The organism is Rhodanobacter sp. FW510-R10 (assembly GCF_058781105.1).
In genome coordinates this window covers 1,102,472-1,122,272 of sequence record NZ_JBYSWL010000001.1, presented here as the reverse complement: position 1 = coordinate 1,122,272, position 19,801 = coordinate 1,102,472, and the positions used below count along the sequence as shown (strand labels likewise).

The following is a 19,801-nucleotide window of genomic DNA, read 5'->3' as shown; positions in this document are numbered from 1 at the left end:
GGATTCTATGTTTATAGTTACAGCTGCAACCATTTGCAAGGAACCCCGCGCATGACACGGACTTCTGGACTGAAAACCAAGCGGCCACCTGCTGGTGCGCGGGGGGACAAGCTCGATCGCGCGCCGCTGCAGCTGGAACATTTTGTTCCCTACCGCCTGTCGATACTTTCCAACACGGTCAGCCAGGCCATTGCCAGCGACTACCAGGAGCGCTTCGACCTGAGCATGACCGAATGGCGGGTGCTGGCCGTGCTGGCACGCTTCGAGGGCTGTTCAGCGCGGGACGTCGCCGAACGTACGGCCATGGACAAGGTGGCGGTGAGCCGGGCCCTGGCCCGGCTGGTGCGCGACGGCCGGGTCGAGCGTGGCACCCACGACGACGACAAGCGCCGCTCGGTATTGGGCCTGAGCACGAGCGGATGGGCCATCCACGACGCGGTCGCACCCATGGCGCGTGCCCGCGAGCGCGCGCTGCTGCGCCGACTCGACGCGGAAGAGCAGGCGTGGCTGGGGCGCATCCTCGACAAGCTCGAGGTTTAAGCCTCCCCGGTCCGGGAAACCGTGTGCTGCCGGAAGCTCAGCACTCCAGCACGGTGCGCACGTCCAGCAGCTCGGGGAAGAATTCGAGATCCAGCGCCTTCTTCAGGAAATCCACGCCAGACGAGCCGCCGGTGCCGCGGCGGTGGCCGATGATGCGCTCCACGGTCTTCATGTGCCGGAAGCGCCAGAGCTGGAAGCTCTCCTCCACATCCACGAGCTGCTCGCACATGTGGTATTCGGGCCAGAATTCGGCGCGCTGCTCGTAGATGCGCTTGAACACCGGGACCAGCCCGGCGTGGCTTCGGTACGGCGCGGTCCAGTCGCGTTCGAGCAGCTCAGCCGGCACGGCGTGGCCGCGTCGCGCCAGGTAACGCAGGAACTCGTCGTACAGGCTGGGTGAGCGCAGCACCGCCTCGAGTTCAGCCTGGGCCGTCGGGTCGTAGCTGAACACCTGGAGCATGCCGGCGTTCTTGTTGCCGAGGCCAAACTCGATCTTGCGGTATTGCAGCGACTGGAAGCCCGACGAGTGGCCAAGCTGGTCGCGAAACCTCAGGTATTCGGACGGGGTCAGGGTCTCCAGCACCGACCACTGCTCGAACAACTGGCTCTGGATCTTCTTCACCCGCGCCAGGATCTTGAGGCAGGTGTCGACATCGTCGGCCCGCAAGTGCTCGATCGCGGCGCGTAATTCATGCCACAGGAGCTTCATCCACAGTTCGGCCACGTGGTGCTGCACGATGAACAGCATTTCGTCATGCTGGTTGGTCAGCGGGCGCTGTGCCGACAGCAGCGTGTCCAACTGCAGATAGCTGGCATAGGTCACGCGGCCGTGCAGGTCGGTCTGCACCCCGGCTTCGATTTCACGCTGGTTCTCGCTCATGTCTGCCTGCACCCTCACCGAAAGGCCCATGGTAACGGTCACCCGGCTGTCGCAGCCCTGACGCACGGCAAAGACAAGGCTGTGCGGTCACGGTACAAAGAGCGGAACTGGACGACGCACGATACAATGCCTGGTCGGGTAACGAACGCCACACCGCGGCGCCAAGGGAAGCTTCCAGGCGTCTGCATGCTGCGTCGTACCTTGCCGGGCCAGGCACGCGGCTGTTATCAGGCGAAGTCAGTTTGGTCGCTTCGCGCGATGCCGCGCGCCGCCCAGCCCACCCTCAATCCGGAGTGAGTCGTGACCATTGCCGCCAAGTTTGAAATCGAATACCTGCAGTACGTGGACGCCACCGGCAAACAGGTGCGCAAGGACCTGCCGAAGTTCGCCAAGGACCTCGAGTACATGGTCAAGCTGTACAAGCTGATGGTCTCGACCCGGGTGTTCGATGCCAAGTCGATCGCGCTGCAGCGCACCGGCAAGCTCGGCACCTACGCCAGCTGTCTCGGCCACGAGGCTGCCCATGTTGGCCTGGGCAGCGCGATGCGACCCGAAGACGTGCTGGCCGTGAGCTACCGGGAATACGGTGCGCAGCTGTACCGCGGCGTGCAGCCGCGCGAGGTGTACCTGTATTGGGGCGGTGACGAGCGCGGCAACGATTACCAGAACGAGCCTGCGCGTCACGATTTTGCCTGGGCAGTGCCGATCGCCACGCAATGCCTGCACGCCGCCGGCGCTGCTCTGGCGTTCAAGATCCGTGGCGAGAAGCGCGTGGCGGTGTGCACGATCGGCGACGGTGGTTCGTCCAAGGGCGACTTCATGGCCGCACTCAACATCACCGGTGCACGCAAGCTGCCGCTGGTGGCGGTCATCGTCAACAACCAGTGGGCAATTTCCGTACCGCGCAAGATCCAGTCAGGCGGGCCGACCCTGGCGCAAAAGGGCATTGCCGCGGGCCTCTACTGCATCCAGGTCGACGGCAACGACATCATTGCGGTGCGCAAGGCCGTGGGCGATGCCCTGGACCGGGCGCGCAACGGGGAAGGTGGCAGCGTGATCGAGGCCGTCACCTATCGCCTGGGCGACCACACCACCGCCGATGATGCCCGCCGCTATCGCGGCGAGGAAGAAGTAAAGGAGGCCTGGGCGCGCGAGCCGATGATCCGCATGCGCAAATGGCTGGAGGACCAAGGCGTCTGGGACGACGCCAAGGAGACCGCCTGGAAGGCCGAATGCGACGAGTGGATGGACAAGGAGGTCGACGCCTACCTGGAAACCCAGCCGCAGCCCGTCAGCGCGATGTTCGACTACCTCTACGCGGAAGTGCCGGCCGATCTGGAACGCCAGCGCAGCTACGCCCTTTCGCTCGAAGCACAGGGGCACTGACGCCATGGCACAGATCACTCTCATACAGGCAGTCACGCAGGCCCTGGCCTGGGAAATGGCGCACGACGACAGCGTCGTGGTGCTGGGCGAGGACGTGGGCATCAACGGCGGCGTGTTCCGCGCCACCCAGGGCCTCAGCGAGAAATTCGGCGAATGGCGCGTCATTGATACGCCGCTGGACGAAACCACGATTGCCGGCGTCACGGTCGGTCTCGCGACCCAGGGCATGAAGGCGATTGCCGAGGCGCAGTTCGAGGGATTCATCTACCCGATGATGGAACAGATTGCCTGCCATGCCGCGCGCATGCGCAACCGCACGCGCGGGCGCATCACCGTGCCGGCGGTGTTCCGCGCGCCCTGGGGCGGCGGCATCCACGCCCCGGAGCACCACTCCGAGGCGAACGAGCACCTGTTCACCAACGTCCCCGGCTTGCGCGTGGTGCTGCCCTCCTCGCCCGCGCGCGCCTACGGCCTGCTGCTGGCGGCGATCCGCGATCCCGACCCGGTGGTGTTCTTCGAGCCCAAGCGCATCTACCGCCAATACAAGGAGGAGGTGCCGGACGACGGCGAGGCGTTGCCCATGGACGTCTGCTTCGTCCTGCGCGACGGCACGGACGTCACCCTGGTGACCTGGGGCGCACAGGTGAAGGAAAGCCTGGAAGCGGCCGACGAGCTGGCCGCCGAGGGCATCAGCGCCGAGGTGATCGACGTGGCCACGCTGACCCCGCTCGATTTCGACACCATTGCCGAGTCGGTGCACAAGACCGGCCGTTGCGTGATCGTGCACGAGGCGCCGAAGACTGCCGGTTTTGGCGCGGAAATCGCTGCCCGCCTGGCCGAAGAGTGCCTGTATGACCTGCTGGCACCGGTGGAGCGCGTCACCGGCTACGACGTGCACATCCCCTTGTACCGGCAGGAAATGAAATACCTGCCCAGTACCGAACGCGTCGTGGCGGCGGCCAAGCGCACCTTGGCTGCAAGCTGACCCGCCGGCAGGCCCGATGGCCTTGATGCCATCCGGCGCCGGCTCGTCGGGCACCGCGCCCACCTTCCACCTTGCGGATGAATCTCATGGCTGAAATCAAGACATTCCGTCTACCCGACCTCGGCGAAGGCTTGCCCGACGCCACCATCGTCGAATGGAAGGTCAAGGAAGGCGACACCATCAAGCTCGACGCCCCACTGTGCGCGATGGAAACGGCCAAGGCGGTCGTGGACGTGCCCTCGCCCTACACCGGGAAGGTCGTCAAGCTGCACGGCGCCCCAGGCGACGTCATCGAGACCGGCGCCGAACTGGTCGATTTCGAACCCGATCCGAATGCCAAGCAGCGCGCCGAAGGCAGCGGCGGCCACGGCCACGCCCCGGCAAAGCCGGCGCGCAGCACAGCAGCCCCAGCCGCCGCCCCCGCCGCCCAGGATGGCGGCGGCGTGGCACCGGCGGCGGCCGAGCGCGAGGACGAAGGCACCGTGGTCGGTGCCATGGCGAGCAGCAATGCCGTGCACGTCGAACAGGCCTCCAGCATCGGCAACGTCAAGGCGGTTCCAGCCGTGCGCGCCCTGGCGAGGAAGCTCAAGGTCGACCTGGGCCGGGTGCGTCCCAGTGGCGCCGGCGGCGTAGTCACCATGCAAGACGTCAAGCAGGCGGCCGCGGGTGGTACCGCCGCGCCCGGCGCCGCACCGGCGGCACCCGTCACAACGGCAGCCCGCGCCGCCGCACCGGTCCCGGCCGCGCGCACCGCGGTTTCGCAGGCAGGCCGGGCCATGCGCACCGCGCCGCCCAGCGCCCACGCCAGCGGCCAACCCGAACAGCTCAAGGGCGTGCGCCGCAACATGGCACGGGTGATGGCAGACGCCCATGCGCGCGTGGTGCAGACCACGATCGTCGACGACGCCGACCTGCACGCCTGGATCGGCAAGCAGGACATCACCGCGCGCACGATCCGTGCGATCGTGGCCGCGTGCAAGGCCGAGCCGGGCCTCAATGCCTGGTTCGACGACCAGAACCTCAGCATCACCCGCCATCCCCACGTCGACCTCGGCATTGCCGTCGACACCGCCGATGGCCTGTTCGTGCCGGCGCTGCGCAACGCCCATCTGCTCGACGCCCACGGCTTGCGCGAGGGCATCAACCGCCTGCGCGCGCAGGTCGAGGACCGCTCGATCCCCGCGAGCGAGCTCAGCGGCTACACCATCAGCCTGTCCAACTTCGGCATGTTTGCCGGCCGCTACGGCACCGTCGTCGTCGTGCCGCCGTGCGTGGCCATCGTCGGCGTCGGCAAGCTCAGCCACGACGTGGTCGCGGTGATGGGCGGCATCGAGGTGCATCGGCGCCTGCCGATCAGCCTCACCTTCGACCACCGCGCGGCCACCGGCGGCGAGGCCGCGCGCTTCCTCAAAGTGTTGCTGGACGACCTGGGCCTGCCGCAGTAAGGCGCACGCTGGCACCCCGTCATCCGACCGATCCGCCGGCCGCCATCTGGCGCGCCGGCGTGGTGGCCTGCGGAACCAGCCGGCAAGCCCATACCTCCATACGTCTCTTCGAAGCCCGGCGAGGGACGCCGGCTGCGGCGTTCGTCAGTCGCCTGCCGCCAGTTCCTCGAGCGCCGAGCGCAGCGCGACCAGTGCCTGGTCGCGGGACGCCGCATCCGGGAAGTCTGGAGCGCTACCAACCAGCTTGCCGTCCAGTTCCAGGGTCAGCCCCAGCGTGGAAGTCGGCGCCACCGTGGCACCATTGCCCGCTGTGTGGAGCCGCTGCTGCACGGCGCCGGCCGCCTTGGGGTCGGCAAAGCCGACCGACAGCAACAATTCGTCACCCTGCGCGGAGAACAGGCGGAAACGAAAGCGCCCGTCCGCATCGCGAAAACTGACGACGCGCGGCAGCTTGCGCGACCGACGCGGCGCTACCGGCTGCGCCGGCGTCTTGTGCGTGACGCCGGCACGCAGGCCCAGCGCCTCGCGCAGCGCGGCAATCTTCGGCGTGGCCACGGCCCGCGCCCGCTGTGCCCCGCGTTGCAGGATATCCTCGATCGCGCCTGGGTCGGCCATGAACGCGGCATAGCGCTCGCGCAACGGTGCCAGGTCGAGCTCGATACGGGCGACCAGCGCCTGCTTGGCCTCGCCCCAGCCCAGGCCGTCATGCAGCGCCTGGCGAAACGCCGCGGTTTCCGCTTCGTCGGCAAACGCCCGGTAGATGGTGAACAAGGCGCTGGCTTCGGCGTCCTTGGGTTCGCCAGGCAGGCGTGAGTCGGTGACGATACGCATCACCGCCTCGCGCGTGGCTTTCGCGCCGCCGGCGAATAAGGGGATTGTGTTGTCGTAACTCTTGGACATCTTGCGCCCGTCGAGGCCAGGCAAGGTGGCGACCTGCTCCTCGATCAGCGCTTCGGGCAACACGAAGAATTCGCGTCCGTACTGGTGGTTAAAGCGTTGTGCCAGGTCGCGCGCCATCTCGATGTGCTGCACCTGGTCGCGGCCCACCGGCACCTGGTTGGCGTCGAACGCCAGGATGTCGGCCGCCATCAATACCGGATACATGTACAAGCCGGCAGTGATGCCGGCGTCGGCGTCCTCCGATTGCTGCAGGTTGCGCTCCACCGCCGCCTTGTAGGCATGCGCACGGTTGAGCATGCCCTTGGACGCAATGCAGGTGAGGAACCAGGTGAGCTGCGGAATCTCGGGGACGTCCGATTGGCGGTAGAACGTCACCCGCTCGGGATCGAGCCCAACCGCGAGCCAGGTGGCGGCAATCTCCAGCCGCGAACGCTCGATGCGCTCGGCATCCGTGATCTTGATCAGCGCGTGGTAGTCGGCCATGAAATAGAACGCGTCGACCTCCGGCCGACGGCTGGCCGCCACCGCCGGACGGATCGCGCCAACGTAATTGCCGAGGTGGGGCGTGCCGGAAGTGGTGATGCCGGTCAGCATGCGCATGGATGTGGTACTCGCAATGGGTCGGACGCCGGGCGGCGCCCGATCAACGCAACAGCGTAGATTTGCCGAACAGGGATTCGACCAGGTCCACCACCAGTTTCGCCGTGGCGTTGTGCTGGTCGAACGCCGGATTGAGCTCGACCAGGTCGAGCGAAGCGAGGCGGCCGGTGTCGGCGATCATCTCCATGCACAATTGCGCCTCGCGATAGGTTGGGCCGCCGGGGACGGTGGTGCCTACTCCCGGCGCGATCGAGGGATCGAGAAAATCCACGTCGAAGCTCACGTGCAGGTGGGTGTCCTCGTCGACGCCGGCCAAGGCTTCGTGCATCACCTTGCGCATGCCGATCTCGTCGATCCGGCGCATGTCGTAAACCGTCATCTGCGATTCACGCAGCAGCCGCTTCTCGGCCTCGTCCACCGAACGGATACCGACATAGCGCACCGCATCGCTGGCGAGCGCCGGCGTCTGCCCGCCGATGCCGACCAGGCCGTCCGGACCATGGCCGCACAGGCAGGCCACCGGCATGCCATGGATGTTGCCCGAGGGCGTGACTTCGGCGGTATTGAAATCCGTATGCGCATCCAGCCACAACACGCGCAAGCGCTTGCCGTGCCCGCGGCAATGCCGAGCCACGGCTGAAATCGAGCCAATGCCCAGACAATGGTCCCCGCCCAGCATGATGGGCAGCTTGCCCTCGGCCAGCTCACGATGTACGGCCTCATGTACCGCCTGGTTCCACGCCTGCACCTCGGCCAGGTGCCGATAGCCGTGCACCGGCGGCAGCCAGGGATTGAGCGGCCCGTGCAGGTTGCCGCGATCGGCCACCTGCAAGCCCCGTGCTCCCAGGTGTTCGGCCAGCCCGGCCACGCGCAGCGCTTCGGGGCCCATGGAGGCGCCACGGTCGGCGGCGCCGATGTCCGTGGGGACACCAATCAGCGCGATGCTTTGTTTCGACATGATGTTTGGTCCGTCATCTGGCGCGCACGCCGGCGTTCATGGCGCGGACGCCCTCGGCTCGTATGGTGCCGGCACCCGGATTCGAACTGGGGACCTACTGATTACAAATCAGTTGCTCTACCAACTGAGCTATGCCGGCGGGGGCCGTTGATTTTAGCAGCATGCCCGGCCCGCCACCGCGGCCCGCCAGGGCTCAAAAGCAAGGTGTGCTATGCGACTGCACGCCGGCCAGTTGGGGGCTGCGCCAGTCGATGCCAGCACCAGCCGGCACCACCAGGTCCAGCCAGTACGCCGGCACGGTTTCAGCACGCCGGATCATGCCGGCGGGAAAGCCCGCCGCGATCACCTCGTCCCGGCGCCGGCGCGCATTGTCCGGATCCTTGAACAAGCCAAGCGATACGCTGTTGGCGTGCTCGCCGCTGCTCACCACGAAATAATCGCTGACGTGGCGGTCGGCCAGCTGACGCGCCCTTGCCAGAGCCTGAACCCGATTGGTGACCGGCGGCAGGTAGACCCACCAACTCCCGCTCTCGGTGCTCTGCTCCTGGCGCACCCGCGAGCGCTCCACCTTGGCTTCGAGTATCTGACGGGCCAGACGGACGTCCTGCGGTGTGGCAAAGGGGCCAAGCGCGACGCAGCGGCGCTCGCCGGCGGCATCAGCCGTCAGGGTATCCGTGATGTCCGGGGCACCCGCTGCCAGGCTGGCGCTCACCGCCGGCGCGGCCACACTACCTGCGGCCGGCGGCAATTCGGAGAGGAGCTGCAGTCGGGGGACGCCAGGATCAGCCGCCGGCAGCGCGTCCCTCGCCGGGTGGGGCTGTCCGAGCCAAAGCCACGCCCCCAACGCGATATTGGCCAGTCCCAGCAAGACGAACAGCAAGCGCACCAGCACGCTCAACCACCCCGCCCGTCGGGGCCTGCTGCCGCCCGCTGCACCAAGCCAGCATCCTCACTGGCTGCCCAGCGCAGCAAGCCGTGCAGAACCCCATCCTCGGCCAGTTGCGCCGGCACACCCAGCAGCGGCAACAACTGTCCGGCATCGCCGCCAGTCAGCAGCAGCCTGGGGGCGCCGCCCAAGGGTTCGCGCATGCGCATGGCAAAGCGCTCTACCAGCGCCACCAGGGCCTGCCAGCAACCGGAATTGACCGCATCGGCCGTATTGCTCGCCGCATCGACGATGGCCCCGACCGGCCCCGGCCGGATGCGCGCAGTGGCAGCCAGCAGGGACTCTCGCATGAGCTGTGCACCCGGCGCGATCAAGCCACCGAGATGCTGCCCATCGGCGCTCAACGCATCCAGCGCGAGCGCCGTGCCGGCACTGGCCAGCACGCACGGCGCCTGGCCAGCGGCATAGGCGGCCACCATGTTGAGAAAACGGTCGACGCCCAGCGCGCCAGGCTCGACATAGGCGTTGCGTACGCCACAGGCGCTGGCAGGCGTGCGCACCCAGCGCACCACCCGCCGAAAACACTCGCGCACCACCGCGTCCATCTGCGCCTCACGCCGGTCGTCGACGACCGAAGCGGCAAGCACCATGGCTGGCGGCGGACATCCGGCCCAGGCCTGGCGCAAAGCCGGCGACAGCTGTGCCGACCATGGCAGGCTACCGCTCGCCGTCCAAGCCGCCCCTGGTTCCGCGCAGCAAGCCCACTTCAGGCGTGAGTTGCCCAAGTCCAGCAGCAGCATCATTGCCGGCGCACCGAAATCTCGGCACTGTCCAGCGTGCGCATGCTGCCGTCGGCAAGGCGCACCCGCAAGGCACCACGTGCATCGACTCCAGCACCCACGCCGTCAAAGGGCTGTAGCCCGCCACTCAGCCGCAACGCCTGGCCCGCGAGCAGGTCGTGGCGCCCGTACTCGGCGTGGAAGGCGGCAAAGCCGGCGCCCTCGAATTGCCGCAGCCCCTCGATCAAGGCCGCAACCAGGCTGGCCGCCACCAAGTTGCGGTCCGGCGGCATGCCGCCACACAGGCCGGCCAGGTCGGCCAGTGGCTGGGCCACGCGCTCGCGCATGGCCGCCGTCAGGCGCAGGTTCAAGCCCACGCCGACGATCGCAGTGCAGGGCCCATCGCGCCCTCCGGCCAGCTCGACCAGGATTCCGGCCAGCTTGCCGCCGGCATCCGGACCCGAACGCGCCTGCAGGTCATTCGGCCATTTCAGGCCCACGCCGCCGATGCCCAAGGCCTCGAGCGCACGCAGCACCGACAGGCCGACGACCAGGGACAGGCCGGCCAACTCGCCCACACCGCAGGCAAAACGCTTGCGGCAGGACGCCTGAATGTTCAGTCCGGGTGGCGAGAACCAGGCGCGTCCGCGCCGCCCCCGTCCAGCAGACTGACTCTCTGCCAGCACAAAGGCCAGGTCCGGCGCCGCGGTGCCGCGGCGCTGCAGCTCAGCCGAGGTGGAATCCAGCTCAAAACAAACCTCGAGCGCGCCCAACTGGGCAGCGGCAGCGGCCGGCAAGGCAGCCTGAATCCGCTTCGCGTCGAGCATCTGCAACGCCCAGGGCAAGCGGTACCAGCCCGCGCGCGGCGACTGCACCGGCAGCCCGGCGGCGCGCAGCGCATTGACCCCTGTGGTCACCATCGCACGGGACATGCCCGACGCCTGGGCAAGCTGCGTCACCGCCACTCGCCGACCCGCTGCCAGCGCCAGCAGAACCTCGCGCAGCCCGGTCGGCGGGCCCGACACCGGCGGGGCGTGTTCGTCAGGGGCCGGCGCACTGCAGTTCATCGGCGGATTCTAGCGTGCACGACGCGTCCGCGGCTCCGGGTCCGGTACATGCCTGGCAACGTGCACCATTTTCTGCGAGGATAACGACATCCATTTCACGTACTGCCGGGTGGGGTTGCCATGCACGCCACACATTGCCTTGTCGGCTGCGTACTGTGTCTTGCCAGCCTGGGGGTGGCAGCTACAACCGGCGGCGAATCGCCAGACATGGGCAGCTCGGCGACCCATGCAGCCATGGGCAGCAGTGCGCACAGCACGATCAGCACGGCCGCCGACACCACCGAGGCCAACAGCAGCAACGACCCGGCCAATTCCGCCGCCGAGCAGGGCAGCCCGCTGTCGGGCAACGGCAATACGCCCAGTCCGGGCGCCACACCCATGCATCGCACGCCTGAGCACCACGTCGGCTGGCAATCACTGCTGCCAGGCTCGATCCAGTAACGAGCACCAGATGCCCTTTCGCCTAGGGAAGGTCTGAATAATTGCCGTCATCCCCGCGAAAGCGGGAATGACGATCAAGAGCGAGTTGTTCAGAGCTTCCCTAGGGGCTTGTGGGGGCCCACTCAGCTGGCGATGGTGACGCTGAAGCGGGCACCGCCAAGTTCCGGTGAATGGTCGACCACCAGCTTGCCGTGATAGGCGTGGACAATGTCCTGCACGATCGACAAGCCAATGCCATGGCCCTGCACACGTTCGTCGCCGCGCACGCCACGCTGCAACACCTTTTCCACCTGCTCGTCAGCAATGCCCGGCCCGTCGTCCTCTACGATCAGGTGCAGCGTCGCCGCCTGGTGGCCGGCTGCGGGTTCGGTCTTCACCGTGAGCAGGACGCGGTGCCGGGTCCACTTGAACGCGTTCTCCAACAGGTTGCCCATAAGTTCGAGCAGGTCCCCCTGCTCGCCGTAGAACACGGCGCCATCCTCGATGTCGAACTCGCACAGGGCATTCTTGGCGGCGTAGACCTTCTCCAGTCCACGCACCAGATCCTCGGCATGTCCCGCAATCGGCACGGCGCTGGCAAAGGTCTGGCGTCCCGACGTCGCCGCCCGCGCCAGCTGATACGCGACCAGCTCGTCCATGCGGCGCACCTGCGAGAGCACCCCGCTGCGCCATTGCGCGTCATTGGCGTCTGCCGCCGCCTCGACCTGTGAGCGGATGACTGCCAGCGGGGTCTTCAGGCTGTGCGCCAGGTCGGCCAGGGTGTGCCGGTAACGCGTACGCTGTTCGCGCTCGCTGTCGATGAAGCCATTGATGCGGTCGGTCAGGCCGACGAGTTCTTGCGGGTACTGGCTGTCCAGGTGCGCGCTGTCGCCATGCTCGACCCGGCTCATGTCGCTGGCCACCCGGCGCAGCGGCGTGAGGCTCCAGCGCAGCAGCAGCAGCTGCAACACGATCAGCATGACGCCGAGGATCGACAGCCAGATCACCAGCGTACGCCGGAACACCGCGTTCTGGCCCTCCAGCTGATCCTCGGTCTGCGCCACCAGCATGGTCAGGTGGACCGGCCGTTTGCCCTCGACGTCCAGGGCGACGCCATAGCTGAAGTAATACAACCGCCCCATGCGCGTATCCACCGGTCCGATGAACTGGCTTTGTCCGGGCGGCAGCGGCTGCAGAAAGTTGAAATCGCGACCAATCGCGGAGGAAGACTCCCAGCGATAGCCGCCATCTCCCACCGCCACGGCGTACAGGCCCGAGCCGGGACGCGAAAAATTCGGGTCGGGCTCTTTGTCTGGCGGCAGCAGCTTGCCGAAGCGGTTGGCGTCGGTATAGGTGATGTAGGCCAGAGCGAAGTTCTGCAGACGATCGTGCAGGGCGCTCAGGGCGCGCTCCTTGCCGGCCTGGGACAAGGTCAGACCGACCAGGCCGAGGAAACCCGCCAGCACAAAACCCGTGGCGATCGCTGCGCGCGTCGCCAGCGACAGCGGGCGCCGCGCCACGCCAGGTTTACTCGTCGTCGGTGTCGGTTCGGGGGATGGCGAATCGATAGCCTCGGCCACGTACCGTCTCTATGGGTTTGAGGGCACCTTCCGGATCCAGCTTGCGCCGCAGGCGGCCAATGAACACCTCGAGCACGTTGGAGTCGCGATCGAAATCCTGCTGGTAAATGTGCTCGGTGAGATCGGCCTTGGACACGAGCTCGCCGGCATGCAGCATCAGGTATTCGAGGACCTTGTATTCATAGCTCGTGAGATCCACCACCTTGCCCTCGACGGTCACAGTCTGCGCCGTGGTATCGAGTTTGATCACGCCGCAGGCCAGGATCGGCTTGGACCAACCGCTGGCGCGGCGCACCAGTGCGTTGATGCGCGCCAGGAGCTCTTCGACATGAAAGGGTTTCACCAGGTAATCGTCGGCGCCGTACTTCAGGCCCTCGACCTTGTCCTGCCAGCTGCCGCGCGCGGTGAGGATCAGGATCGGATAGCGCTTGCCTTCTTCGCGCAGTGCCTTGACCAGGTCCATGCCGGAAAGCTTGGGCAAGCCCAGGTCGATGATCGCCAGGTCGAACGGCACTTCGCGACCGAGGTAGATGCCTTCCTCGCCGTCCTGCGCCGCGTCCACCGCAAAGCCATCCCGCTTCAGGCGCGCCGCCAGCGTCTCGCGCAAGGGTGCCTCGTCTTCGACCAACAAGATACGCATGACTTCTCCTAGCCGTCGGTACGCCTGCCTGGCGAGCGCCTTGCCGATCGCGTCGCCGCCGGGGTAGCCTTGCCCGCCTCTGACGAAACCACGATCACGCGTACATGTCCAGCCGGCGTGAGCACCTTGATGCGGTATTCCTCGCGCTGGCCGCTACGCCGCGGCTCGGCGGACAACACTTTGCCGTCAGTCTCCGCTTGCACGCGCTGTACCGCCTGGTCCAACGTGATCCTCGAGCCCACAGACTGCGCCGACAGCGCGGTGGCGGTCAAGCCGATGGGCAATGACAGCAGACAAGCCATGAATTTCTTGTGCATGGGCGGCAACCGGCCTCGGTGCGGCGTTACTGGACCACGCCAGTCTGCGCAATACGACCTGAAGCAGACCCGACCCGCAGCGATCACGCGGCCAAGGCTCCTGGCGCGCAAGGTGCGAGCGCCTGCTCGATGAGCGCCCAGCCCGCCCCCGGCCGATGCGCGCCCTCGCTCAAGGTGCGCCTGAATGCCCGCGCGCCGGGCTCGCCCTGGAACAATCCCAGCACATGGCGGGTGATCTGCGCCAGCGCCGTACCGCGCCGCAACTCGGCCTCGACATAGGGTCGCAGGCGACGCAACAACTCACCGCGCGCCGGTAGCGGTCGCCCGTGCAACATGGCCTCGATGCGCGCCAGCAGGTAGGGATCGTGATATGCGGCGCGACCCAGCATGACCCCGTCGAGCTGGCCCAGGTGCAGGCGTATGTCTTCGAGCGTGGTGATGCCACCGTTAAGGATGACCTGCAGCTGCGGGAATTCGCGCTTCAGGCGATAAACGCGGGCGTAGTCGAGCGGCGGCACCTCACGGTTCTGCTTGGGCGACAGGCCCTGCAGCCAGGCCTTGCGCGCATGCACCACCAGCACCCCGACGCCCGCCGCCAGCATGCACTCGGTGAAATGCTGCAGGTCGCCGTAGGCATCCTGCTCGTCCACGCCGATCCGGCATTTCACCGTAACTGGCACGTCCACCGCCTCGCGCATGGCCTGGACGCAGGCGCCGACCAGCGCGGGCTCCAGCATCAGGCAAGCGCCGAAGCGCGCCGCCTGGACCCGATCCGACGGGCAGCCGACGTTGAGGTTGATCTCGTCATAACCGGCCCGTACGCCGCGTCGCGCGGCCTGGGCCAGTTGCGCGGGATCGCTGCCGCCCAGTTGCAGCGCCAGCGGGTGTTCCACGGCGTCATGCGCCAGCAGGCGGTCGGCATCGCCCCGCACCAGCGCCATGCCAGTCACCATTTCCGTATACAAGCGCGCGTGCGGCGCCAGCAGACGGTGGAAATACCGGCAATGCCGATCAGTCCAATCCATCATGGGCGCGACACAGAAGCGCCAGGCGGATGCTTCCGCGCCAGGCAAAACAGGAGCTGCCAGTTCATCCATAAGCACCTATGGTCGCCCAAAGCGCGCCCGTTGTCGCCCCGGCGACGCCGACGCCCAGCCATATCGCCAGCACTGCCAACGACCAGCGGGTTGGCTACGGTCTCCGTTCCGGCGCCGGCTGGGCGGCCGCGGCGCACAGCGGCCGGCAGCGATGGCGCTCAGCGCCGCCGGGAATGATGACTCCGCCACTTGCGCCGGCTCAACCACCAGCCGAGATAGATGCCCAGGGTCACGCCCAGGATCTCGCACACCACGCGCAGGCCCATGTTGCCCGGATCATGCACCTCGGCCAGTTTGGCGCGCAGCAGCGGCAACGATTGCAGCGCCGCGTAGTTGAAGTAAAAGAGGTTGGCTACGTCCCCGCCGGCGGTGAGCAGCATGGCCGACAAGAAGGCCCAGCCAATCTGCGGACCATCGCTCCAGCCGTGGCGTCGCCCCAGCCAGTGGAACACCCCAAACAGCAGCACCCCAGCCAAGGCTGAAATGAGCCCAGCCTCCAAGCCTCCCACGATGCCAAGGCCCATCCACGACTGGTTGTACGGCATCGCGGCCTCCCCTGCACCGGCCACATCAATTATGCCCGGGCTGGCCGGCATGACAACCAGGGCATCGGTAATGCGTGATGCGGCATACTTGCGGCATGTCCAAGCGCCAAGCCCTGATCGTCGTCGATGTACAGCCTGATTTCATGCCCGGCGGTCCCCTGGCCTGTGACCACGGTGATGAGATCATCCCCGGCTTGGATCGGCTGCTGCATGCGCGCGTCGTATCCGACGTGGTGGCCACGCAAGATTGGCACCCCCGCGGCCATGTGTCCTTCGCCAGCTCGCATCCAGGCCAGCAGCCGTTCGCGCACATCGACTTGCACGGTCACGCGCAGACCCTGTGGCCAGACCATTGCGTGCAGGGGACGGCCGGCGCCGCACTGCATCCGGCCATCGACTGGTCAGCGCTGGACGCGGTGATCCGCAAGGGTACCGATCCACACGTGGATTCCTACAGCGGTTTTCGCGAGAACTACGGCGCGGATGGCCGGCGGCCGAGTACCGGCTTCGCCGGCTGGCTGCGCGAGCGCGGCGTGGAGGAAGTCTTCGTGTGCGGGCTCGCCCGCGACGTCTGCGTGCTGTGGACCGCACAGGACGCCCGGCGGCTGGGTTTTCGCACCAGCGTAGTCTGGGATCTCACGCGTCCGGTCACGACCGACACCGACCAGGCTACACGCCAGGCCCTCGCCGACCAGGACATCGGCTGTATCGACAGCGGGCAATTGCGCGGCGCCTGAAGGCGGCGTCAGGCTTCGTCCTCGGTCGCCGCATGCACCTCGATGTCACCGTCCTCGTCGATCTCCACCTCCAGGCTGATGGGGCGGCAGCACACCTGGCAATCCTCGATGTAGGACTGGCTGGGCACGGATGGATCGATCACGATCTCGATCGGTTCATTGCAATAAGGGCAATACAGCATATGCAGCAGGGACATGCGGGCCTCGCGTGAAGTACACGCAAAAGTACAGCACAATCACCGTCGGATTTGCAGCAAGCGTAGCCGGGCGTTCCACGGCGACCGCAACCGCGCGGCGTCATGCGGGAGCATGCCGGGGTTACACTGGCCGCCCACCCGAACACACCCTGGCATGGCTGAACGCACCCTCGACCACTGGCGGGTCCGCTCCAGCGCGACGCTCGAAGGCGCCCGCTATACGGCCCTGCTCAGGGTCTTACCGCAAAACGGCCACGGCTACCCGATCTACTACGCGGTGTGCGAAAACCGCAGCTTTCGCAGCCAGGACGCCGCTGAGCAGGCCGCTGCAAAGGCGCTGGAGGACTTGGTCGGGCTGGAAGCCGACGGCACCCCGATCTTTCCGGTTGGCTACACCGGCTTTGACGACCCGGCGCCGCCGGCTTGATACCGGCTCCCGCGCACTACCCCGCCTGGGCGGTAAAAAGCGAGAGCCCGACCCCTACCAGCGCGCTGCAGGCAAGCAAGGCGACCAGCAATCGATAGACCTGCAGCAGCCAGCCCCCGTCGGCGCCGCGTACGCCGCGCAGGAACAAGCCCAAGGCCATCGCCAGCAGCACCGCACCGACCGCCACCGCGGCCGGCCGGACGAGCAATCGACCGGAAATCACCAGTGCGTTGGCGCCGTTGAACAGCAACCATTGGCTGCCGAGCAAGGCCGACGGCGGCGGGCGCGAAGCCAGCCCCGCCTGGCCCGCACCCAAGGCGACCTGGGCGATGCCGACAACCAGCACCAGGTAGGCCGTCAGCCACATGGCCGCACGCGTCGGGGCGTGCGCGAGCGCGGCCGACAACGCACCTGCGGCAATGATGGCCACCAAGCCGGTGGTGGCAAACAACCAGACACCGTAAGCAGCAGGGGGATAGCGCGGGGTGGATGGCAACATGGATCCTGATCTCACAGGCACTTCGCGCAGGCCCGACGCCGGCAGCGCCGGATGTCTTGGCCCGACTCAGTGGCGTGACAACCGCCGGCGTGAGCCGAGCACCACGAGCGGCCAGGCCGAAGGCGGCGTGGCCTGTCATTCTTGGCACTACGCACCCATAGGCAGCTCATGACCAACCTGCAGCAATTCATCGCCACTCATCCGCAGCTGTTCGTCTTGACCGGCGCCGGTTGCAGCACCGAATCGGGCATCCCCGATTATCGCGACCGCGACGGGCAATGGAAGCGCGCAAGCACGCCCGTCATGTACGCCGCGTTCATGCACGAGCCCCGGGTGCGCCAACGTTACTGGGCACGCAGCATGCTCGGCTGGTTGCATTTTCGCGCGGCGCGGCCAAATGCCGCGCATCGGGCGCTGGTCGAATTGGAGCGGCGCGGCCAGGTCGGCTTGCTGGTCACGCAGAACGTCGACCGCCTGCACCAGCGTGCCGGCAGCCGGCAGGTCGTCGACCTGCATGGCCGCCTGGATCGCGTACGCTGCATGGTGTGCGGGCTGATTCGGCCACGCGACGATTATCAGCGCGAGCTGCTGGCCGCCAACCCGGCTTGGGCCGGACTCGATGCCGTCATCGCGCCCGACGGTGACGCCGAACTGGAAGGGCAGGACTTCAGCGGCTTCGTCGTCCCGGCCTGCCCGCGCTGCGGCGGCAGCGTCAAACCGGATGTGGTGTTTTTCGGCGAAGCCGTGCCACGCGAGCGGATCGACGTCGCCAGCCGCGCCTGGCAGGCGGCGGATGCCGTGCTCGTGGTCGGCTCATCGCTGATGGTGTATTCCGGCTACCGTTTCGTGCGCGCCGCCGCCTTGGCCGGCAAGCCCGTGGCAGCGGTGACGCTGGGCCACACTCGCGCCGACCCGCTGCTCACGCTGAAGCTCGACGCCAAAGTCAGCGACGCGTTGGCTTTCCTCGACCCGGTGCAGTTGCAGGCCAGGCCCCAAGCCCCAGCCGTGCGAACCGTATCGTCGTCACCGTAGCCCGCGGGAGCCCCAGCCGAGCTATCCATGCCGCGCCGGGCCAGTTGCCGGCGGAACCTCCAGGGCGAGCATCGCCACCGTCTTGCCGCCATCGAGTTGGCGCCGCCCCTCCTGGCGAAATCCCAACTGTCGATGGAAGCGTTGTGAGGTGGGGTTTGGCGGCTCGACGTCGACCTCGCAGGTGAGCCAGGGGACCCGCGCATGCGCCGCCAGCGCGATGGCGAGGCGGTACAGCAGGCGGCCTATGCCGTGCCCCTGGGCATGGCGGGCCACGACGATGCGGTCCACGTACAGGAAACGCTCGTGGCGCTGCACGAACCAGCGGAAGTTCGCGCCGTCATATGGGGAGTCTTCGCGCATCGCGAGCATGAAGGCGGCCACCTCGCCGTCCACCTCGACCACCCGGTGCAACGCCGCACAGGCATGCAGCGTCGCCAGGCGTGCCTCATCCAGTGGGCTCAATACCGCCACATAGGCCCGGTTGAGGGCCAGGATGGCGGGGAAATCTGCGCGGTCCGCCGGCCGGTGCGTAATCGTCGCGGATGACCCGGACAGGGACGCCGTGCCGCTCAAGACACGCCACCGGGCCCGGACGCTTCGTCGGCCTTGCTGATGTGAAAGCGGCGCCGGCGCCAGCGGTTGATCAATATTCCCAGGGTCAGGAACACCACGCCCAGCAGCCAGGCCCAGAACTGCGTGAACGCATTCCACGCCGTGAGCCCAAGGCTGGCCAGGCCCGACTGCACGTAGCACATCCGGCACACCTGGACCTGGACCCGGATGAGACTGGTGGACTTGGGTACGGGCACCCCCGAGCAGTCCGCCGAGTCGAACAGTTGCACGTTGGCGCCCACGGTCAGCTCGCCGGCGCGCTTCGGCACCAAGGCGAAATTCACCGCCGAGCCCGAGGGCACGATGCGCTCACACACCGTGCTGGCCGGATCGACCTCGAAGTCCGGAGCAAACGGAGCGATCGTGGCGGTCTGGCCGCGCATGCCCAAGGATTGGGTCGCCGAAGCCGTGCCGGCGGTTGCCTGCGGCAGGTTCTGCGCCAGGCCGATCCATACCGTCAGCAGGCCCTTGGCACCCGGCAATTCAAAATGGTCGGTGGCGGAAACCCGGGCGATGTAGCTGGCGAGATCGGCACCCACGTCGGCCGCCCTGATCGCAGGCGCTGCCGCGTCGACCCTCGCCGCAGTCTGCAGCGGGGGCACCGGGTGGGCAGGAGCGGACGGGTACGTATGGCCGGCAGGCGGGCGCGCGCGGAGCGCGTCGGTCGAACGCCGCGGGCGCGCAGCGGCAAGCTCGCCAGGCGGGCGCGGCGCCGGCCGGGCTGCCGACATTCGCGGCGGGAGCTCGGGAGCAGCCTGGGCGGGAGCGGGACGCGCGGACGTCACCGCAGCATGCGTGCCCGCATTGGCAGGCGCCGCGGGCGGCGGCGGCGGGTTCACGTCCACACCACGCTCGGGGCCTTGCCCGCTCGCCCCCATGTTCCGCGGCGGCGGCGGGGAGCCCGAACTGCAAGCCGCCAGCCCGATCAGCAGGACCACCTGCACTGCCCACGCGGCGACGTTTCCTCGCCGGATCCGCACGTCGCCCAGGCCACTCATGGTGAACCTCCGCTTGGGTTGTACTGTGCCGCGGCAATCAGCAAGCCAAACAAGAGCGGCCTACAGTATAAGCGTGAAAGGCGAGGAAACCCGCAGTTTCCACCACGCTTTCCACCCGTCCCCGGAGCGTCGCGGGACGCCGCGTTGACCGCTCGGCCGCAACCCCGGATTCCCGCTCGCAGGACCTGCCGGATACCTCACGGCATCGACTGCGGACGTGCTCAGTTGGCGGCATCCACCAGCACCGCGCGAAGACGTTGCCCATGTCACGAAT

23 protein-coding genes and 1 tRNA gene are annotated in these 19,801 nt (G+C 67.5%); 8 read left to right on the top strand and 16 right to left on the bottom strand.

Annotation, left to right across the window (positions count from 1 at the left end):
- Positions 1-51 precede the first annotated feature (51 nt).
- A complete protein-coding gene (locus AC3WJB_RS04680; protein ID WP_492679191.1) occupies positions 52-540 on the top strand; it encodes a MarR family winged helix-turn-helix transcriptional regulator in 489 nt (162 codons plus the stop codon).
- A gap of 37 nt (positions 541-577) precedes the next feature.
- On the opposite strand, the gene AC3WJB_RS04675 is transcribed toward AC3WJB_RS04680, so the two are convergent.
- Positions 578-1,420 carry a tryptophan 2,3-dioxygenase gene (locus AC3WJB_RS04675; RefSeq protein WP_492679189.1) on the bottom strand — a complete coding sequence of 281 codons (843 nt, stop codon included), beginning with the start codon at positions 1,418-1,420 and terminating at the stop codon, positions 578-580.
- Between the two features lie 300 nt (positions 1,421-1,720).
- Here AC3WJB_RS04675 and pdhA point away from each other — a divergent pair, with 300 nt between their 5' ends.
- The 3 genes from pdhA to AC3WJB_RS04660 all read left to right on the top strand — a co-directional run bounded on the left by pdhA (position 1,721) and on the right by AC3WJB_RS04660 (position 5,236).
- Positions 1,721-2,806, top strand: coding sequence for a pyruvate dehydrogenase (acetyl-transferring) E1 component subunit alpha (gene pdhA, locus AC3WJB_RS04670; protein ID WP_492679187.1), 1,086 nt, complete (start codon positions 1,721-1,723; stop codon positions 2,804-2,806).
- Positions 2,807-2,810: 4 nt separating this feature from the next.
- On the top strand, positions 2,811-3,791 hold the full coding sequence (locus tag AC3WJB_RS04665; protein ID WP_492679185.1) for an alpha-ketoacid dehydrogenase subunit beta: 981 nt from the start codon (positions 2,811-2,813) through the stop codon (positions 3,789-3,791).
- Between the two features lie 86 nt (positions 3,792-3,877).
- The gene (locus AC3WJB_RS04660; RefSeq protein ID WP_492679183.1) at positions 3,878-5,236 is read left to right on the top strand and encodes a dihydrolipoamide acetyltransferase family protein; all 1,359 of its coding nucleotides are present in this window, start codon (positions 3,878-3,880) and stop codon (positions 5,234-5,236) included.
- Positions 5,237-5,380: 144 nt separating this feature from the next.
- On the opposite strand, the gene AC3WJB_RS04655 is transcribed toward AC3WJB_RS04660, so the two are convergent.
- The 6 genes from AC3WJB_RS04655 to AC3WJB_RS04630 all read right to left on the bottom strand — a co-directional run bounded on the left by AC3WJB_RS04655 (position 5,381) and on the right by AC3WJB_RS04630 (position 10,426).
- Positions 5,381-6,736, bottom strand: a complete 1,356-nt coding sequence (locus AC3WJB_RS04655) for a tryptophan--tRNA ligase (RefSeq protein ID WP_492679181.1) — start codon at positions 6,734-6,736, stop codon at positions 5,381-5,383.
- A 43-nt stretch (positions 6,737-6,779) separates the two neighbouring features.
- Positions 6,780-7,694 carry an arginase gene (rocF, locus tag AC3WJB_RS04650; RefSeq protein ID WP_492679179.1) on the bottom strand — a complete coding sequence of 305 codons (915 nt, stop codon included), beginning with the start codon at positions 7,692-7,694 and terminating at the stop codon, positions 6,780-6,782.
- A gap of 63 nt (positions 7,695-7,757) precedes the next feature.
- A tRNA-Thr gene (locus tag AC3WJB_RS04645) sits at positions 7,758-7,833 on the bottom strand.
- Between the two features lie 54 nt (positions 7,834-7,887).
- The gene (locus AC3WJB_RS04640) at positions 7,888-8,586 is read right to left on the bottom strand and encodes an SPOR domain-containing protein (RefSeq protein ID WP_492679177.1); all 699 of its coding nucleotides are present in this window, start codon (positions 8,584-8,586) and stop codon (positions 7,888-7,890) included.
- Positions 8,587-8,588: 2 nt separating this feature from the next.
- Positions 8,589-9,383, bottom strand: coding sequence for a type III pantothenate kinase (locus tag AC3WJB_RS04635; RefSeq protein WP_492679175.1), 795 nt, complete (start codon positions 9,381-9,383; stop codon positions 8,589-8,591).
- Positions 9,380-10,426: a biotin--[acetyl-CoA-carboxylase] ligase gene (locus AC3WJB_RS04630; RefSeq protein WP_492679173.1), complete on the bottom strand. Its 1,047-nt coding sequence runs from the start codon at positions 10,424-10,426 to the stop codon at positions 9,380-9,382. The genes AC3WJB_RS04635 and AC3WJB_RS04630 overlap by 4 nt, the downstream gene beginning before the upstream one ends.
- A gap of 120 nt (positions 10,427-10,546) precedes the next feature.
- On the opposite strand from AC3WJB_RS04630, the gene AC3WJB_RS04625 reads away from it, so the two are divergent.
- Positions 10,547-10,867 (top strand): hypothetical protein, encoded by a 321-nt coding sequence (locus AC3WJB_RS04625; protein WP_492679171.1) that lies wholly within the window; start codon positions 10,547-10,549, stop codon positions 10,865-10,867.
- A gap of 122 nt (positions 10,868-10,989) precedes the next feature.
- On the opposite strand, the gene AC3WJB_RS04620 is transcribed toward AC3WJB_RS04625, so the two are convergent.
- The 5 genes from AC3WJB_RS04620 to AC3WJB_RS04600 all read right to left on the bottom strand — a co-directional run bounded on the left by AC3WJB_RS04620 (position 10,990) and on the right by AC3WJB_RS04600 (position 15,025).
- Positions 10,990-12,366, bottom strand: coding sequence for an ATP-binding protein (locus AC3WJB_RS04620; RefSeq protein ID WP_492683070.1), 1,377 nt, complete (start codon positions 12,364-12,366; stop codon positions 10,990-10,992).
- A 7-nt stretch (positions 12,367-12,373) separates the two neighbouring features.
- On the bottom strand, positions 12,374-13,066 hold the full coding sequence (locus AC3WJB_RS04615) for a response regulator transcription factor (protein ID WP_492679169.1): 693 nt from the start codon (positions 13,064-13,066) through the stop codon (positions 12,374-12,376).
- Between the two features lie 8 nt (positions 13,067-13,074).
- Positions 13,075-13,383 carry a PepSY domain-containing protein gene (locus tag AC3WJB_RS04610; protein ID WP_492679167.1) on the bottom strand — a complete coding sequence of 103 codons (309 nt, stop codon included), beginning with the start codon at positions 13,381-13,383 and terminating at the stop codon, positions 13,075-13,077.
- Between the two features lie 83 nt (positions 13,384-13,466).
- Positions 13,467-14,480 (bottom strand): tRNA dihydrouridine(20/20a) synthase DusA, encoded by a 1,014-nt coding sequence (dusA, locus tag AC3WJB_RS04605; RefSeq protein WP_492679165.1) that lies wholly within the window; start codon positions 14,478-14,480, stop codon positions 13,467-13,469.
- A gap of 158 nt (positions 14,481-14,638) precedes the next feature.
- Entirely contained in the window at positions 14,639-15,025 is a 387-nt protein-coding gene (locus AC3WJB_RS04600) for a hypothetical protein (RefSeq protein ID WP_492679163.1), read from the bottom strand.
- A 95-nt stretch (positions 15,026-15,120) separates the two neighbouring features.
- Here AC3WJB_RS04600 and pncA point away from each other — a divergent pair, with 95 nt between their 5' ends.
- On the top strand, positions 15,121-15,762 hold the full coding sequence (pncA, locus tag AC3WJB_RS04595) for a bifunctional nicotinamidase/pyrazinamidase (RefSeq protein WP_492679161.1): 642 nt from the start codon (positions 15,121-15,123) through the stop codon (positions 15,760-15,762).
- Positions 15,763-15,770: 8 nt separating this feature from the next.
- Here the strand turns inward: pncA and AC3WJB_RS04590 are convergent, their stop codons facing one another.
- The gene (locus AC3WJB_RS04590; protein WP_492679159.1) at positions 15,771-15,959 is read right to left on the bottom strand and encodes a CPXCG motif-containing cysteine-rich protein; all 189 of its coding nucleotides are present in this window, start codon (positions 15,957-15,959) and stop codon (positions 15,771-15,773) included.
- Positions 15,960-16,113: 154 nt separating this feature from the next.
- Here AC3WJB_RS04590 and AC3WJB_RS04585 point away from each other — a divergent pair, with 154 nt between their 5' ends.
- A complete protein-coding gene (locus tag AC3WJB_RS04585; RefSeq protein WP_492679157.1) occupies positions 16,114-16,386 on the top strand; it encodes a hypothetical protein in 273 nt (90 codons plus the stop codon).
- Between the two features lie 16 nt (positions 16,387-16,402).
- Here the strand turns inward: AC3WJB_RS04585 and AC3WJB_RS04580 are convergent, their stop codons facing one another.
- Positions 16,403-16,885: a hypothetical protein gene (locus AC3WJB_RS04580; RefSeq protein WP_492679155.1), complete on the bottom strand. Its 483-nt coding sequence runs from the start codon at positions 16,883-16,885 to the stop codon at positions 16,403-16,405.
- 168 nt (positions 16,886-17,053) lie between these two features.
- On the opposite strand from AC3WJB_RS04580, the gene AC3WJB_RS04575 reads away from it, so the two are divergent.
- Positions 17,054-17,917: an NAD-dependent protein deacetylase gene (locus AC3WJB_RS04575; protein WP_492679153.1), complete on the top strand. Its 864-nt coding sequence runs from the start codon at positions 17,054-17,056 to the stop codon at positions 17,915-17,917.
- Between the two features lie 21 nt (positions 17,918-17,938).
- On the opposite strand, the gene AC3WJB_RS04570 is transcribed toward AC3WJB_RS04575, so the two are convergent.
- Both AC3WJB_RS04570 and AC3WJB_RS04565 read right to left on the bottom strand, forming a co-directional pair.
- Positions 17,939-18,490 (bottom strand): GNAT family N-acetyltransferase, encoded by a 552-nt coding sequence (locus tag AC3WJB_RS04570; protein ID WP_492679151.1) that lies wholly within the window; start codon positions 18,488-18,490, stop codon positions 17,939-17,941.
- Positions 18,487-19,527, bottom strand: a complete 1,041-nt coding sequence (locus AC3WJB_RS04565) for a hypothetical protein (RefSeq protein WP_492679149.1) — start codon at positions 19,525-19,527, stop codon at positions 18,487-18,489. The genes AC3WJB_RS04570 and AC3WJB_RS04565 overlap by 4 nt, the downstream gene beginning before the upstream one ends.
- Positions 19,528-19,801 lie beyond the last annotated feature (274 nt).